We start from the raw sequence: 15,289 nt of genomic DNA, 5'->3' as shown, positions 1-15,289 counted from the left end.
TCTGACCGATGAAAGCAGCACGTTTTTACGACCGCGGCGACATCCGCATCGAAGACATCCCCGAACCCGTCGTGGCGCCGGGCACCGTAGGCATCGAAGTGGCCTGGTGCGGCATCTGCGGCACCGACCTGCACGAGTTCATGGAAGGGCCGATCTTCATTCCGCCCTGCGGCCATCCGCACCCGATTTCCGGGGAGTCCGCCCCCGTCACCATGGGCCATGAGTTTTCCGGCGTGGTGTATGCCGTCGGCGAAGGCGTGGACGACATCGAAGTCGGCCAGCACGTGGTGGTCGAGCCCTACATCGTGGCCGACGACGTGCCCACGGGGCCGGGCGAGAACTACCACTTGTCGAAAAACATGAACTTCATCGGCCTGGGCGGCCGCGGCGGCGGCCTGTCGGAGAAGATCGCGGTCAAGCGCCGCTGGGTGCACCCGATTTCCAGCGACATCCCACTGGACCATGCCGCCTTGATCGAACCCTTGTCGGTCGGCCACCACGCCTATACCCGCAGCGGCGCCAAGGCCGGCGACGTGGCCCTGGTCGGCGGCGCCGGCCCGATCGGCCTGCTGCTGTCGGCGATCCTGAAAGCCAAGGGCCTGACCGTCATCATCACCGAGCTGAGCGCCAAGCGGAAAGAGAAAGCCCGCGAATCCGGCGTTGCCGATCACATCCTGGACCCGTCCGAAGTGGATGTGGTGGCGGAAACGATGAAGCTCACCGGCGACAAGGGCGTGGACGTGTCCTTCGAATGCACCAGCGTGAACAAGGTGCTGGACGCCCTGGTGGCCGCGACCAAGCCCACCGGCGTGGTGGTGATCGTGTCGATCTGGAGCCATCCGGCCACCATCAACGTGCACAGCGTGGTGATGAAGGAGCTGGACGTGCGCGGCACCATCGCCTACTGCAACGACCATCGGGAAACCATCAAGCTGGTGGAACAGGGGAAGATCGACCTGGAGCCTTTCATCACCCAGCGCATCCAGCTGGACGACCTGGTTTCACAAGGCTTCGACACCCTGATCCACAACAATGAGTCGGCGGTGAAGATCATCGTTCAGCCGCGATTGAAGTAAGCCGGCCTTTGCTCCGATCCTCCTTTCACCCAATGCTCTCAACGGGTTCTACCCCGAAATCACGGACTGTTTGGAAAGGGCTGAAAACTTCTGATCCTGCTTGACCCGTCGCCGTCGCATCCTGGGGTTGTGGCGGCGCTCGATGTATTCGAACACATCGGACCGGGCGGCATCGAGTGTTGGATACGTTGTGCGATAGATCCGCTCGCGTTTGAGCAGGCCAAAGAAGCCTCCGCAGGCGGCGTTGTCACCACAATGCCCCACAGCACTCATCGAGCAAAGCAGGCCATTGGCGGCCAGGTAATCCTGGTAATCACCGCTACGAAATTGGCTGCCGCGATCGGAATGCAGGATCAGCGGATGCTGCTCCTGACGCTGCCAAACCGCCATCTGCACGGCCCTGATCACCATCTGCCGGTCCTGCCGGTGGTGCATGGACCAACCCACAATGCGCTGATCAAACAGGTCCAGCACGACGCACAGATACAGTTTGGCCTGCTGGGTCTTGATCTCGGTAATGTCAGTCACCCACTTGGTTTCCGGCTCCGAGGCGCTGAAATCACGCTCCAACAGATTGCGAACGCCCGGCGGCGTCAGTGCCGGTTGGGCGCGCTGACCACGCCGTTTCGGGCGCGGCCAGCCTTGCAGGCCCGCTGCCGCCATCAGCCGGGCAACCCGGTTCCGACTGGCCGTCAGCCCTTCCTCGACCAGATCTTCCTGCATGCGGCCGGCACCCAACGTGCCCCGGCTGTCCTGATGCAGCGCGTGGATACGGCCCAGCAAGCGCTCATTGTCGCGCTGTCGGGCACTGGGCAAGCGCTTGCTCCAGTCGTAGTAGCCGCTGGTCGAAACCCGCAGGCAGCGGCACATCAGGCGAATCGGAAACTCATCGCGGCAACGCTCGATCACCTGATACCTCAAGATGATCCCTTGGCAAAGAACGTCGCCGCTTCGCGCAAAAAATCCCGCTCCTTGGTGATCCGGGCCAGCTCACGCTTGAGCCGGGCCACCTCCTCGTCACGCGGGCTCCCGGTACCCGCAAAGGCGGCTTTCCCCACCGTCTCCGCCTCCCGCTTCCAGCGGGTCAGCAGACTGTCGCGGATGCCCAGCTCACGGGCCACCTGGGCGCAGCTGACACCTGGCCGCCTGGCTTGCTCCACCGCACCACGCTTGAACTCGGCACTGAACTTGCGACGCTTTGACATGAACACTCCTCATGGCCTCGATCGGCCTTCTTGTAAGTGTCCGTGAAAACGGGGGTGAACCCGGGTAAGTCGATGATACGTAATGATTAGAGCCCATGGGTTCCTCTCGCCGCCCGGCTGAAAAAGGAGTATCAGTGCGGAGTTGGGAGCCGCCCTACCAGCCAGGTCGAGGCCACTTTGCTCCTCAATTGCTTGCCTCAAATGACTTGTTAGTAATATAACTAACAAGCCTACATCTAGCTCCAACTCACGACTATGGAGCGCCATACCAATGATGACTCTGCCTGCGATAGCTCTACCTGTCCGGGACGGCTTGCCATCCCTACACCTACCTGTTCTGGCCTCGACTGCAGCCTGCGGCTTTCCTAGCCCTGCCGAAGACTTCTTCCGGGAAGAGGACCGCTTGGACCTCAACGCCAAGCTGGTGCCTAACCCACCAGCTACGTTCCTTGTGCAGGCCGACTGCGGCGGGTCGATGGCCGATTTCGGTATCCACGACGGCGATCTCTTGGTTGTCGATCGTTCGATCAGCCCACGGCCTGGGCACACTGTCGTGGCCCTGTGGGAGGGCGGCTTCGTCTGCAAGAAGCTCTACATACGTAACAACTGCATGGTCCTGGCCAGCGGTAGCGGATATCCCTCCATCATCGTGCCAGAGGATGTCGAGCTGGAAATCTGGGGTGTGGTTCGCTGGTCCATCACCCAGCACCTCTGATCTCAGCTCCTGATACATGAGCCCCGTACCGTGCCCGCATGCGCTACGGACTTATCGACGGCAACACCTTCTATGTCTCATGCGAGCGGGTCTTCGACCCCAAGCTGCGAGGCAAGCCCACTGTTGTGCTTGGCAATGGCGATGGATGCTGTATCGCCCTGTCGCCAGAGGCCAAGGCCTTGGGATTGAAGATGGGTATGCCCATCTTCCAGGTCCCCAAGGACATCAGAAAACAGGTCCTCGTCAGGTCAGCCAACTTCGCGCTGTACGGGGATCTGTCAGCCAGGATTGTGACGATCCTGCAGGATCTCTTCCCCAGGGTGGAGATCTATTCAATCGATGAAAATTTCGTCGACCTGGAAGGCCTCAAAGACCCTCTTGCGGCCTGCCTGGAAGCACGCCAACGCATCCTGCAATGGGTGGGCATTCCCTGCTGCGCTGGCCTGGGTGCCACACGCACCCTGGCCAAGGCAGGCAACAAGCTCGCCAAGGACCAGTCCAAGCGTGCCGTCCATGCGGGCTCCTTGGCCGTCTTCCATGCCACCGCACAGAACGTCAACGCTCTGGCCGTCGAGGATGTGTGGGGAGTGGGTAGGCGCTACGCCGAACGCCTGGCAGGCGAAGGGGTAAGAACTGCTGCAGATTTGGCCGCACTCCCCACCGACCATGTTCGTGCGCACTATGGGGTAGTTCTGGCCCGCACCCAAATGGAGCTGCGGGGAATTCCCTGCAGCGATCTGGAACTGGAAGAACCCGAACGCCAGCAACTGGTGGTCAGCCGTACTTTTGGTCGTGACGTGACCGACCCGATGGAGGCCCTGGCCACGTTCTGCAGCGTGGCCTGCGAGAAGTTACGTAAGCGAGGCCAAGCGGCAGGTGCACTGTGGGTCTGGCTGGACGGCAACCCCTTCAAGGGCGATTCGTTCCATGCCAGCAGAGCCGCACCTTTCCCCTTTCCTACGCAGGACACAGGGGAAGTCCTACGGACAGTGCGACGCCTGGCCAAGTCGATAATGGATCAGGCAGACCGTGGCCAAGGCATCCAGGCCTATAAACGTGGAGGTGTGGGTCTGACCAACTTGGTACAGGCTGAAGCCCGTCAGGCAGACCTCTTCGTTGGCCCTAACGAGAAAGCCGAACGCACCATGGCCGTGCTGGACCAGATCAATGCGAAGTTCGGCAGAGGCACTGTGGGAGTAGGCAACGTGGGCTGGCGGGTTGGTGGAGCCAGACTTGGAGAGCAGTCCAACGTGACTATCAACGCTCAATGGCGACCCATATTGCATTCGTTGTCGCCCAGCTATACAACGAAGTGGGGCGACCTTCTGCAGGTGCGCTGACAAGGATCGGCGAAATAGCGATCATCAAACACTATACACAACCAAAAGGATGGTGGTTGAAAATGGAAGACAGCAACATCGAACCAGGGAAGTATAAGCCGCGCTTTAACTTCGAAAAAGATCAATTAACAGATCAATCAGCAACTGGAAGCATCAACGAACTTTTAGAAGAGCTCAACCGCACGCCCCCACATGAGCCAAAAGGCAGCCAAAAATCCAATCCAGCCATATACAGAGAGGAAATAACTAAAGAGAATTTAGAGGGGGCGATCAATTTCATCAAATCAAACTTTAATATAGAAATACCATCGATAAATTCAAAACTACCAATCACGACCATCAAAACAATCAAGCTTCTCTATCGCAGCAACAGATCATTTAAGGGACAACTTTTCGAAAGAATCTCCCTCCCAGGGCCATCCCAAGCCACCTTCGAGCACTGGACGGAACGCAACACCCCAAGAAACGAAAAAACCATCAAAGCAGTCTCCTATCTCATGTCCACACTTGAGCGTGAGATCGACGAGGAGATACTTAAGCACATACACACCAACAAGCTCACGCCTTCGAAACTCCTTGAATACTACGCCAGACAAATAAAGGAACTTATTGATCCCATCTACATAGCTTTCGCCGGCGATGATGAAGCCATAGCAAGCGCTTTTATGTTTGGCGCACATCAAATAGAAAGCTATCAACCCTCATCACTCCTGACCAGCAAAGAAGCCGCCCCCATCCACGAAAGACTATACATCTACTTGATAAACCTTCCATTCTTGCACTTCGTTGGCGAGTATCAACGAATTATCGAATCAGAAAACGAAGCGTTAAGTAAATACAAGATAGAGCCACTCTTCGCTCACGCCCTCTCCTCACCGTCAGAGAGCGATGACCTATTGCGACCTGTCACATCACTCGCAGCTATTCACTCTTTCCTGAAAACCCATGCAAAGGAGCTGGCACGTCTGGTTCACCAAGCCACTGGTGAAGAGTTTAGATCCAGCGAAATCCCAAACATAGCTGACGAAACGCAGAAGGTTCTGCATGCCTATGTCTTCCACGAGTGGCACAGAACAGATCCCGAGGCCGTCAATATCTCAATGGCAGACTGCATCGCAGCCATATCAGCTATAAAGATACAAAAGAAGATAAAAACGAAGTACACGCCCTACTGGAAAGGGCAGATCTCTAGTGAAAAAACGGTATCTCGTCTACTGAGCCACCTGGATCCATCAAGAGACATCGGAGAGCTGTATGAAGAGGATTACATTCCGCAAGGCGCAATGATTACTCTCTATCATCGATACTGCATCGTCTTATCATTACTATTCGGACGCAACAACCGAATGGAAGCATTCATGAAATTTCAGCTCGCCTACCTGAAACACATGACCATAGCTCATTCTCACTTCGATCTCGTAGCAGGCAACGAATACGAGGTAAAGATCAACATGTTTTGCGAAGACCTTATTCAATATATCGAAGATCAAGCCACCTCGCATGCAATGTAATTTTTAACTTGCATCACCCTTATACATATGTAGAAACTCACTCCCGTCCTTCGAAGTAACAACACGAAGAACGAAAGGCATCGAAGGGAATAGAATCAAATAGAACTTACGATAGATTACAGGCAGGGTGTGGTACGCGCACTTACCCTTTCTATCTAATCACAACAATCTTCGATCATGAGTATCTACCGGTAGCCGACAAGAATCACTCTTGTCGGCTTTTTTATTCTCCTTAGAGAAAGGGTGATACAGCAATGGCAAGCTTCCATTACAGCATCAAAAGTGGAAAGAAAGGCAGCGCACGCAGGCACGCCAACTATATCGATCGTAAAGGATCTCATAGTGACAAGAAGGACCTTATCCAAACAGGACATGGGAACATGCCCGAATGGGCAGGAGATGATCCGAAACGGTTCTGGAGCGTTGCTGACAAGCATGAGCGTGCCAACGGAGCAGTGTACCGAGAACACGAAATCACTCTTCCGAGTGAGCTCAGTACTGAACAGCAGGTCGAACTTGCCGACCGGCTTGCAAAGAATCTCGCAGGGATCAAACCCTACCAGTACGCGCTCCATGCACCTGAAGGAAAACTCGGTGGGGATCCGAACCCGCACATCCATCTGATGTGCTCAGACAGACTGCCTGATGGCATCCCCCGTACACCTGAACAGACCTTCGCCCGCTACAACGCCAAGAATCCTTCCGCAGGCGGATGCCGCAAGGATAGTGGCGGAAAGAGCCCAATGGAGTTGAAGCAGCAGGTGACTGCACAGCGAAAGCTTGTAGCGGACACCCAGAATCAGTTCCTTGAAGAAAACGGTTATTCAACCCGCGTAGACCACCGCAGCTTGCGTGATCAAGGCATTTCCAGGCCCCCTGAGCGCCACCTCGGCCAACGCTTCGTTAAGGAGATGGCCGACGCCGAGAAGTCGCAGTATGCTCAATGTCGTAAAGAAGCGCAGGTAGCTTCAGACACTTAAAATCAGACAGAGGCCAGTACCTCACCCGCGATTCTGCTACAAAGTCGCAGAATCGCAATGACATCTGCTGACCACGTTAGAAAAGCCCCGGCCTATCGCCGGGGCTCCCTTGGTACAAAGACTGCTTACAGCGCCCTCCGGTCAAAGTAGTGATTCATCAAGCGAAGATACGTCCTCTTGTCCCGGTACCCACTGCAGACCTGAATTGCTCCCTGACCTTCAAGAATCGAGATAGCTGCATTCAGCCTTGCTCGGTTACGTACAGGTCCACAGCGTAAAACCTGGTTCTTGGGAACGTACGTATCCGAATAAATCCATCTCCACCACTTGGCATACAGATACCGATCCAGAGCTTGAGCATCGGCCTGATCCTGCGATACTACGAACGCTGGTGAGAACAGATGCTTGTACTCATCAACATGCCACCGAACGATGTCGAAGGCACGATTGATCGTATCGAGGGTGATGTCACCTCCCTCTCCACTGAAGTACTGCATCGATGCAGCGAGTCGTGCCACGATCTCCATGATCTTTGCCGCGAAGTCATTGATATCACTCAAGTACTCCCCGTCGCGCAGCAAAGACTCAGTTTCTGATGCCAACTCTACCCAGCGTGCCCTAGCATCGATGGAGAAGGACACCACTTCACGAGTAATGACTCCCGAAGCTGACAGCTCCTTGTACTTGTACAACAGCTCAGAGATCCGATCATGGAATGCCGGCAGATGTTCCCATACCGGCTCCACGTCCTCGATTCGCCGGTAGCCCATCATGGAGCGAGGCCACGCAACCAAATAGCGTGCCCAGTGTCCACTCCCCTTTGCGACAGAGCCTCGCCTATTGAGGAACTGCTTGAGCGGTTCGTACTGGGTCATGATGCTCACAGAAACGCGCGGATTCATCGCAGTCAGATGCTCGTTTTCCGCACGATCCAACGGCATCATTCCTGGTGAATCCCAGAGACGATTGAGCAGGCCTACATTCGCCATTGCCTCGCTCTTGAACAACATGTGACCTTCATCAGTAGTGATAGCGATGGATTCGCCATCACCCTGCACAGCTTCCATGATGGCCTTGGCCGTGATGTCTTGCCTGAGGAAGCAACGAAGGCGAGGCTTCAGAGGCTTCTTTTCTGCATACTCCTTCAGCTGTGCCTCCAGTGCTTCCACAGACTTACCACCGGCAACCGTTTTACTGATCGCGCTCTTCAGGCCCTTCATCTTGGCCATCCAGAGTCCAAGCTCGATCTCATAACACTCAGACTGCTGCTTGAACGCAGTCATCGCCTTCGTATCTGCATCGCGGAAAGGTGCCTGCAGCAGCTCGAACACCGTCGACTTGCGCTCACCAGACTCAGCCACAAGCATCAAGTTCTGCGTTACGGGCCTGATCTGTCCGGTCGGCAACTTGACATCAATCAGCCCCTGGCACGCCATCGAAATGGCATTGATAAGACCCATGCCAACCATGGCATCGGGAACTTGCACGTTGCGGAGGAGCTCAAGACCAGCCTCACGAGCAACATGGTGAAAGGTTTCCAGAGGATATTTGGGGGCATAACGCTGCCGATTAGTAGTCATCATGCATCCTCCCCTGTCGTCTCAGCAGAGGTGTTATCTTCTGCCTCGACCAACAGCTGTCCACAACTCTGGCACCGGGTAGCATCGCCATCCGCATGGCGACGAGCACGCTCCTCCTTGAGCAGCTTTCGGAACTGAATCAGGTTCAGCTCATGCTTGTACGCAGCATTGAACTGATCTACCAAGATCTTCTTGCGCATCTTCCTTGCTATGTGCTCTTCCAGGATCGGATAGGCCTCCCTGAAATCCTGCTCAAGCTTGTTCTTCCCCTTGGACAACTGCTCACCCAGAGCGTGCGTGAGTGCGTCAAGCGGCGAGGTGTGGCTTACGAAGTTAGTCATCATCACTTCGCCTCCTTCGCACGACGGAACTTGACGGCACGCCCTTCAGCCCATGCCATGGCCTCATGCGTCCAGTAGAACTTCGGGGACAGTTCGCTGTCATAAAGCGGAATGCCCTTCGGGAAGTCCGGATCGGACTTCATGAGTTCGTAGGCCTTGCTCCTGCTGACACGGAGCAGCTTGATCAGCTCCTTCAAACGCAGCGTCGGGCTATCCGGCCAGCCTGCTTTCCCAGCACTGTTGTTCTCTTCGGCCAAAGTCATGCTTTTGTCTACGCCCTGGCGCAGACTGGACGTCATGTGCTTCATTTGTTGATTCCTTCGTTGTGTTGAACGTTTCAGGAAGGAATCCGGCCGGTTTCCTATCGAAGGTGATTGGCCTCCGACGTGATCAGTGTCGCTATGCTGCTGTTGGGGGTACAGGGAAAAAAAATCCAGGTTTTTTCCAGGGATGCGCACAACCGACCAGATCAAAGAAAAATCAAACACTTACATGCCAGGGAGCTTTCGCTCCCTGGCATGTCTCGTCCTCTGCGCCCACAAACCGGTCCGTTCCATCCGATGTCCGCTCAGGACCTGAACTGCCTCTTGTCCGTACCTGATACAGATCCGTACCGGTACTACTCCCCTACGACACCAACCGAGACGCTTGCGCTTCCAGCCTATCCTTGAGACTTTCCTTCGCAGGAGCCTGTGCAACCTCGCCATGCCCTGACGGATAAAACTCCTCGACCACGGCCGGCACGTCTTCGTCCAGATCCTCGAAGGCTCCATTTGCGAAGCCCTGTCTCGCTGCCTCATCCAGTGCAGCTTGGTCGATACCCGCCGCAGCTCTTGCGGCGTGTCGGTCCACCGCCTCTGCGACAGCCTGCTCCAGTGTCAGACCACTCCGAACCACCAGATCGACGTAGTAGATCGCTGATCGGTAACTCATCGTGGTGGACTTACCTCGTAGCTTCAGCTCCAAGGGCAGGCAGGACAGCCGACCACCTGACACCGCACTGAGGTAGTGCAGTCGCGCTGCGAGTGTCCGGATGGTGTTGTAGGAGGTGGTACGCAGGACAAAGCTGCCCATCGCATCACCTTCCCCGTCCCCAATGACCACGTTCAAGCGTGCATAAGCTTTGCAGCCCCCATTGGCAAACTGGCACGCATCCGGCCCTGGGCATGGCAGCGTCTCCATGCCTTCAGGCCCAGCACGTCGACAGGTCTCTCCGTTGCCTACGCACAGCGGCCTTCCGTTCTCTCGATTGAACAGCGAGTAGTCCGCCCGAAGGTTCAGTGTCGGGTCGTCGAAGAGCAGCCGTACCGGGATGGATCGCAGCTTGTTCCCCTCCGATGCCTTCCGCAGCTCTTCATCCAGTGGATGCAGCACCCAGCCCTCTCGGTTCTGGACCTGGCTGGTGAGGGTGAACTGATCGTCCTTCTCAGGTAGCCGCTTGCCATTGCGCTCCACTACCCGGCCGATGGAAATACGCCCAATCACGGGCGGCGTGATAGCCAATCCCTTCAGCATGATGTGACCTCTTTGATCGTGGTGTTGATCCGGAAGCGGCGCGAACCCGGACGTACGACCGTGTAGGCCGCAGCAATCTCCGGGTGTTCTGCTGCGAGCCGCTTGGTGTCCAGTGACGTGCCATCCTTGCTGCGGCGGTAGATCACCTCCCCCAGTGAACCGAACCGGGCAATGGAAGCGTCCCCCATGGCTTGCTGCAGTGTCTGCTTGAGCAGTTCTGCCTGCTGCTCCTGCTCGGCAACTGCCTCAGTGAACGAGACCAGGTTGCTGAAGGTCTCGACCAATTCCTGGTCCTGACTGAAATCGACAACGGTGTCCTTGCCTGGGTACAAGCTCCGCAACGCCCTGGCCGCTGACTCCGAGCCATCGGCTGGTGGCTCAATGTCATTGATGACGTGCTCCCAGAACCGGGCCTCCAATACCACCAGGCGGCTGATGATCTCTTCGTCTCGCTCAATACGGTGGATCCTCAGCGCCTGGCCACACAGCAGCACTGCCACATCTGCTGCCTGCTTCCCCGTCACTGCCAACTGATGCTGTACCTGCAGCTGCACGTACTCGGGAACCCCGTCTTTCCACAGCCGAGAGCCGAACTCCCCTGCTGTCTTGCACTCAAGGATTTGGACCCCCGGGGAACCAATTACCTCTCGATCGAGGTTGGCCAGCATGTGCGGGAAGGTCGGATGCTGCAGAACGGCGTTGACCCGGCGTACCCGGTTCCCCGTGCGCTCCTGGTAGGCCGTGGCAACCATGGGTTCGAGCAGGGTTCCCCAGTAGCGAGGATCTTCTTGTCCAGGCTGGACTTCTTCAATCGGCTTGCGCCCCGTCTTCTCCTGCCACAGCTCCAGCTGGCTCTTGTAAGGGTTCAACCCGACGGCGGTGGCGGCATCCGAACTACCGATGCCGCCATTGCGGAACTCCAGCCACTGCTGGCGATCCAGTGAACGCGTATCAACCAAACGCAACGCGGTGTGCTTGCTCATTGGCAATCTCCGGAATAGAAAAGGCCGCCTTGATGGGCGGCCTTGGTCAGGTCATTCATTTCAAGCTATCGATGTGGGCAAGATGGATGGGCGAAGCGACAGCACTGATCGCTGCAGCTCTGTCAGACCATGCCTTGAGAGGCCATCGAGACCACCTCATGGCTGGTGACAACGAAATGGTCCAACAGCCTCACGTCCACGGTGTCCAAGGCAGCCTTCAGCCGCGCCGTGACTGCCCGATCTGACGCAGAGGGCTGCAGGCTACCGCTTGGATGGTTGTGAGCCATGAGTACCGCCGATGCATTGTGGGCAAGTGCCCTCTGAACCACGATCCGAGGATGGACCTCGGCTGCATCAATCGTCCCTGAGAAAAGCCGCTCAACTGCGATGAGCTGGAACTGCGTGTTGAGAAAGGCGACCTCGAAATGCTCGCGGTCTTCGCCCCCCAGACGTAGCCGGAAGAACAATGCACCCTGGGTTGCTCCTCCCAGCACCTCTCCTGGCAACGATGCCCGTTTCTGCAGGATCTGCAGCGCCCTCGCAATCGTCCTGTCCTCACGTACCCGGATCCTGCTCTCCTCCTCATTGGATCCGGCCCTTGATGTGGTCATGTGATAGGCCTGCGCTGCCATCAGGCCACCAACTTCATCACTTCGTCCCACGCGCGCTGCTTGAGCTGAGCTCCAGCACCGAACCATGCCGCATCACGGCGGTGATCATCGCTACGAGCTCGTCGGTGGTGGTCAACGTACTCCGTGACGCTGTTGAGTACGCCCCAGGCCGTTGCACGGCTGGAAGGCAACAAAGCGCCTCTACCGCCGCCCTCATACAGGGCACGGACACTGGCCAGCGCCTGTTCGTTGACGACCTCAGCGGTGCTGCCCTGGCCTTGGTAGGTAAGCACCCGTCGCAACAGACCATCGACCGTATCGGGGTCAACTGGACGGTCACAGAGGGCTTTCATGCGAGCCACGAAGCTGTCCCATGTCGAGACGGTGATCCCCAACTGCCGCTTCACGGCATCCGGGTCGAACTGACTGCGGTGCGGGACCTTGATGGCTCCGCTGCTGTCTCCCAGAGCGATCTGCAGGGTGTTGTTGCACACCACGCGCACCGAGGTGAACTGCGCCGTGGTGGCCAACGTGCCGTCACAGGCAGTAGCAAGCAAAAGATAGCCATCCACCCGGTCACGCCCCTTCAGCGAAGTGCTCTGGCCCGTCCGAGCCATGGCCCAGAACTTCTTGCCACCCTTGAGCACCCCCGCCGTCTCCAGCTCAAAGCCACTGTGCTGCGTCAGGTCACGGTAGAACTCCAGGATCTCTCCCGGCTGGACCACCTTGAACCGCTTGGAGACGACAGCCAGCGGCTCCCTGGTATCGGAGCGATAAAGCACCTTCTGCTCCGGGAAGGAGTGGATGGCACCGATGGCACTGCTCCCCGTAATGAAGCGGACCTCGGAGTCCTCGATCTGCCAATCCATGCCTGCCTGACGCTTCCAGACCTCAATGGGCTGGTGCTGTTCAAGCTTATTGCCCAGACCATGCCACGGCCTAGCACCCGCATAAGCCATTGTTTCAACCAGATGCATCGTATTTTCCTCGCTTCTTATGGCACAAACGCACAAGGCCCGGACGATGCCGGGCCTTGTGCGTATGCCAATGCAGTATCAATTAAAGGGTTCGATGTCTTCTCTGCCCGAAGACAAAGCACACCGAGCAACCGCAGCGATGATGGAGGCTGCGACAACCAAAACACAGTACAGACAATCGGATCTTTCTTTCATACAGCCATACCCAGGGAAGATGCTTCATTGCGGAGCATCAACACGCGAAGCCAGCAACCGCCAGCCTCATCAAAATGATATGTGCTTGAAATTTCTTACAATCATATTAATAAAATTAAACTGAATTTCATTTATGAAAAATCAGGTCAAATATTTATTCCAACCCTGAATATATCAACCTTGGTCTCAAGACATTTACGCAAACTGAGATCATTTACGCCTACCTCGAACCACCCTCCGGGCTTTTGGAAGAAGTCCAACCCCCGGCCAATCTTGATCACCCAGCCGTTGTCGATACGAATCTCTCGGTCGTGCATGTTCGGGTTCAACTTCACTTCCAGCTCGACATCCAATTCCAGCAGGCTCTGCTTCAACTCATCGAGCTTCTCAGCGATGTCGGCCAACTGGGTCTTGTCGTCGTAGCCGGTGATCAGGCTGATCTTCTTCACGGTTCCAGCCTTCAGCACCGTTTCGCAGAAGCGCACGAAATTCTGAATCTGGTGTTGCAGCCGGATGTACGGATCTTCGATCACGACAGACTTCGCGCCCTGGAGATAGGGGCCTAGGATCGACTCATAGCTGTGCCCGGTATCGCCATAGAGGATGGTGAAGTGCTGTTCCTTGAGATCAACAGGGGAAGGCCCAACCGTAGCCGATGCCGGGACCGGTGATATCGACGTCGGCACTACTGGAGATTCCGCAGCAGCAGGCGCCGGTTGCGCAGCGGGCTGTACCTCGACTGCCTCAACAGGCTGGCCATCCGCCTGATTCAAACGACGGCGCGCAGGCTCTTGCGTTGCCGACGCATCTTTCGACTCAGGGCAGAAAACCACCACCTCCTCGCCACTGGCCTTGAAGTAGGACAGGTTGATGCGCGCAAACTCGTCGTCCGGCTTGCGCTTGTTCATCTGCTCCTTGACGCGGCGGCGGCACTCGGTGGCATAGGCCACGTATTCCTCGAACTCCTCGTCCGTCGGTGGCCCGTTCGGATGCAAGACCTTCAAGAAAGCGCAGACGGTTTTCTTGATGCCTTTCTCATCACGCCCCTCAATCGACTTGCCGAGCCGGATGCGCTTGCTCACTTCCTCATACCGATTCGTGTGCTTGAACTGGTAGTGGAAGGCTTCTGCCAAGTAATCGGTGATGAATCCGTAATTGCTGGTCAAAAACTCGCTGCTGTTCTTCGGCATTTCCCAGCCAGGAATGTACGCAGCGAAGCGGTCCATCACGGCCAAGTCCAGCTCTGGCGGCAAGGGCTGAAACAGATCGTGCTCGTTGGAGTTCACCACCTGCTGCACGGACACGTCGATGTTGCCAACGAAGCTCAAACTGGCATCAGCAATGACCTCAGCCCCGCGCGAAAAGCGTCCGTTGGCCATGAAGTCCTTCATGATCTGGATGGTGTCTGGATCACGCACCTTAATGCCACCGACCTCATCAAAAGCGACCGTATCCCAAAACCCAACAAGGCCCACCTTGCGGCGCGCGTTGTTGTAGAACAGCGTGGCCTTGGTAGCCTGGCCGCCCGAGATTAAAGTGGCGTAGGGTGAGAACTCGCTGAAGAAATAGGACTTGCCCGTGCCGCGCGGACCCAGCTCGATATAGTTGTAGTTGGGCTCCACCAGTGCAGCCAACCTGGCGATAAAGTGCATCTGTACACGCTTCGAGAGCTTGCTCGGTTCCAAACCGACGGAGCGCAGAACCGCCGCTATCCACTCATCGCGCGTGAACGCCCCGCGCCCCTCTGCATAGCGGTCGAAGTCGAAACGGGTCAGCTGGATCGGCCGCAGGTCCTCAATAGAAAACGCATAGTCGTCTTCGTCGATGTCGTTGTGCGCCAGGGTGACTTCGGCCCAAATGCCGCCTTCCAGCAGCCTGTCGTTGTCACGGTAGAACTTCTCGCCAATCGCGATGCGTTGCGAGTTGAAGTTTTCCAGCGATGCCCAGTGCCGCTTTTCCTTTTCAACGTAGCGAACGTGGACCTTGTCGATGAACCGATGCTTGCCCTTGGTGGCCACCTTGGACTGCGCGGCATTGGCCTCGTCTGGGCGCACGTAGTTTTCCTGCAGCGACGACAGCACGGCCTCCATGCCAGCATCCATCTCTGCCTGGTCGTTGCTAGCGCAATATTTGGCTAGCAGGAACTCCAGGACGAACGTCGGGACGTTGGTGCCTTTTTTGATTCGATGCAGCAGGTCCTTACGTAGTACCTTGCCGTCGAATGTGGCGTTTAGTTTTTGGTCGAGTTCGTCCATAGGGC

General features: G+C 56.6%; 14 protein-coding genes. 5 read left to right on the top strand and 9 right to left on the bottom strand.

Features of this window, described 5'->3' with window-relative positions:
- Window positions 1–8: 8 nt before the first annotated feature.
- Entirely contained in the window at window positions 9–1,076 is a 1,068-nt protein-coding gene (locus tag AC5P9L_RS06970) for a 2,3-butanediol dehydrogenase (RefSeq protein ID WP_099497895.1), read from the top strand.
- Window positions 1,077–1,124: 48 nt separating this feature from the next.
- On the opposite strand, the gene AC5P9L_RS06965 is transcribed toward AC5P9L_RS06970, so the two are convergent.
- Window positions 1,125–2,281 (bottom strand): IS3 family transposase gene (locus tag AC5P9L_RS06965; RefSeq protein ID WP_495230591.1). Its coding sequence is split into 2 segments (ribosomal slippage): window positions 1,125–2,041 and window positions 2,041–2,281, totalling 1,158 coding nucleotides; the frame shifts between segments, so codons are not numbered across the junction.
- Window positions 2,282–2,594: 313 nt separating this feature from the next.
- Between AC5P9L_RS06965 and AC5P9L_RS06960 the strand changes: the two genes are divergently transcribed.
- The 4 genes from AC5P9L_RS06960 to AC5P9L_RS06945 all read left to right on the top strand — a co-directional run bounded on the left by AC5P9L_RS06960 (window position 2,595) and on the right by AC5P9L_RS06945 (window position 6,827).
- Entirely contained in the window at window positions 2,595–2,996 is a 402-nt protein-coding gene (locus AC5P9L_RS06960) for a LexA family protein (RefSeq protein ID WP_495230594.1), read from the top strand.
- Between the two features lie 38 nt (window positions 2,997–3,034).
- Window positions 3,035–4,336, top strand: coding sequence for a Y-family DNA polymerase (locus tag AC5P9L_RS06955; protein WP_161613643.1), 1,302 nt, complete (start codon window positions 3,035–3,037; stop codon window positions 4,334–4,336).
- Window positions 4,264–5,847 (top strand): hypothetical protein, encoded by a 1,584-nt coding sequence (locus AC5P9L_RS06950; protein WP_495230590.1) that lies wholly within the window; start codon window positions 4,264–4,266, stop codon window positions 5,845–5,847. The genes AC5P9L_RS06955 and AC5P9L_RS06950 overlap by 73 nt, the downstream gene beginning before the upstream one ends.
- 254 nt (window positions 5,848–6,101) lie before the next feature.
- The gene (locus tag AC5P9L_RS06945; RefSeq protein ID WP_495230589.1) at window positions 6,102–6,827 is read left to right on the top strand and encodes a MobA/MobL family protein; all 726 of its coding nucleotides are present in this window, start codon (window positions 6,102–6,104) and stop codon (window positions 6,825–6,827) included.
- Between the two features lie 125 nt (window positions 6,828–6,952).
- Here AC5P9L_RS06945 and AC5P9L_RS06940 read toward each other — a convergent pair whose 3' ends face one another.
- The 8 genes from AC5P9L_RS06940 to brxL form a co-directional block, all read right to left on the bottom strand.
- Window positions 6,953–8,410, bottom strand: coding sequence for a YfjI family protein (locus AC5P9L_RS06940; RefSeq protein ID WP_495230588.1), 1,458 nt, complete (start codon window positions 8,408–8,410; stop codon window positions 6,953–6,955).
- Window positions 8,407–8,751, bottom strand: coding sequence for a hypothetical protein (locus AC5P9L_RS06935; RefSeq protein ID WP_495230587.1), 345 nt, complete (start codon window positions 8,749–8,751; stop codon window positions 8,407–8,409). Before AC5P9L_RS06935 ends, AC5P9L_RS06940 begins: the two co-directional genes overlap by 4 nt.
- Window positions 8,751–9,056 carry an AlpA family phage regulatory protein gene (locus AC5P9L_RS06930; protein ID WP_070473787.1) on the bottom strand — a complete coding sequence of 102 codons (306 nt, stop codon included), beginning with the start codon at window positions 9,054–9,056 and terminating at the stop codon, window positions 8,751–8,753. Before AC5P9L_RS06930 ends, AC5P9L_RS06935 begins: the two co-directional genes overlap by 1 nt.
- Before the next feature lie 319 nt (window positions 9,057–9,375).
- Window positions 9,376–10,263: a recombination directionality factor gene (locus AC5P9L_RS06925; RefSeq protein ID WP_495230586.1), complete on the bottom strand. Its 888-nt coding sequence runs from the start codon at window positions 10,261–10,263 to the stop codon at window positions 9,376–9,378.
- The gene (locus tag AC5P9L_RS06920; RefSeq protein WP_495230585.1) at window positions 10,257–11,246 is read right to left on the bottom strand and encodes a YqaJ viral recombinase family nuclease; all 990 of its coding nucleotides are present in this window, start codon (window positions 11,244–11,246) and stop codon (window positions 10,257–10,259) included. The genes AC5P9L_RS06925 and AC5P9L_RS06920 overlap by 7 nt, the downstream gene beginning before the upstream one ends.
- Before the next feature lie 122 nt (window positions 11,247–11,368).
- Window positions 11,369–11,878 carry a JAB domain-containing protein gene (locus AC5P9L_RS06915; RefSeq protein ID WP_246864169.1) on the bottom strand — a complete coding sequence of 170 codons (510 nt, stop codon included), beginning with the start codon at window positions 11,876–11,878 and terminating at the stop codon, window positions 11,369–11,371.
- Window positions 11,878–12,834 (bottom strand): DUF932 domain-containing protein, encoded by a 957-nt coding sequence (locus AC5P9L_RS06910; protein ID WP_495230583.1) that lies wholly within the window; start codon window positions 12,832–12,834, stop codon window positions 11,878–11,880. Before AC5P9L_RS06910 ends, AC5P9L_RS06915 begins: the two co-directional genes overlap by 1 nt.
- Before the next feature lie 341 nt (window positions 12,835–13,175).
- The gene (gene brxL / locus AC5P9L_RS06905; RefSeq protein ID WP_495230582.1) at window positions 13,176–15,284 is read right to left on the bottom strand and encodes a BREX system Lon protease-like protein BrxL; all 2,109 of its coding nucleotides are present in this window, start codon (window positions 15,282–15,284) and stop codon (window positions 13,176–13,178) included.
- Window positions 15,285–15,289: the final 5 nt, after the last annotated feature.

The organism is Stenotrophomonas sp. YJH_SMC_64 (assembly GCF_059371375.1).
Note: the sequence above shows the minus strand (reverse complement) of the source record. Positions and strands in the feature narration are given on the sequence as shown.

Bases quoted from the DNA above. Each gene is read 5' to 3' on its own strand.
- AC5P9L_RS06970 (WP_099497895.1), top strand. From the start codon at position 9: ATGAAAGCAGCACGTTTTTACGACCGCGGCGACATCCGCATCGAAGAC.
- AC5P9L_RS06955 (WP_161613643.1), top strand. From the start codon at position 3,035: ATGCGCTACGGACTTATCGACGGCAACACCTTCTATGTCTCATGCGAG.
- AC5P9L_RS06950 (WP_495230590.1), top strand. From the start codon at position 4,264: ATGGCGACCCATATTGCATTCGTTGTCGCCCAGCTATACAACGAAGTG.
- AC5P9L_RS06945 (WP_495230589.1), top strand. From the start codon at position 6,102: ATGGCAAGCTTCCATTACAGCATCAAAAGTGGAAAGAAAGGCAGCGCA.
- AC5P9L_RS06940 (WP_495230588.1), bottom strand. From the start codon at position 8,410: ATGATGACTACTAATCGGCAGCGTTATGCCCCCAAATATCCTCTGGAA.
- AC5P9L_RS06935 (WP_495230587.1), bottom strand. From the start codon at position 8,751: ATGATGACTAACTTCGTAAGCCACACCTCGCCGCTTGACGCACTCACG.
- AC5P9L_RS06930 (WP_070473787.1), bottom strand. From the start codon at position 9,056: ATGAAGCACATGACGTCCAGTCTGCGCCAGGGCGTAGACAAAAGCATG.
- AC5P9L_RS06925 (WP_495230586.1), bottom strand. From the start codon at position 10,263: ATGCTGAAGGGATTGGCTATCACGCCGCCCGTGATTGGGCGTATTTCC.
- AC5P9L_RS06920 (WP_495230585.1), bottom strand. From the start codon at position 11,246: ATGAGCAAGCACACCGCGTTGCGTTTGGTTGATACGCGTTCACTGGAT.
- AC5P9L_RS06915 (WP_246864169.1), bottom strand. From the start codon at position 11,878: ATGGCAGCGCAGGCCTATCACATGACCACATCAAGGGCCGGATCCAAT.
- AC5P9L_RS06910 (WP_495230583.1), bottom strand. From the start codon at position 12,834: ATGCATCTGGTTGAAACAATGGCTTATGCGGGTGCTAGGCCGTGGCAT.
- brxL (WP_495230582.1), bottom strand. From the start codon at position 15,284: ATGGACGAACTCGACCAAAAACTAAACGCCACATTCGACGGCAAGGTA.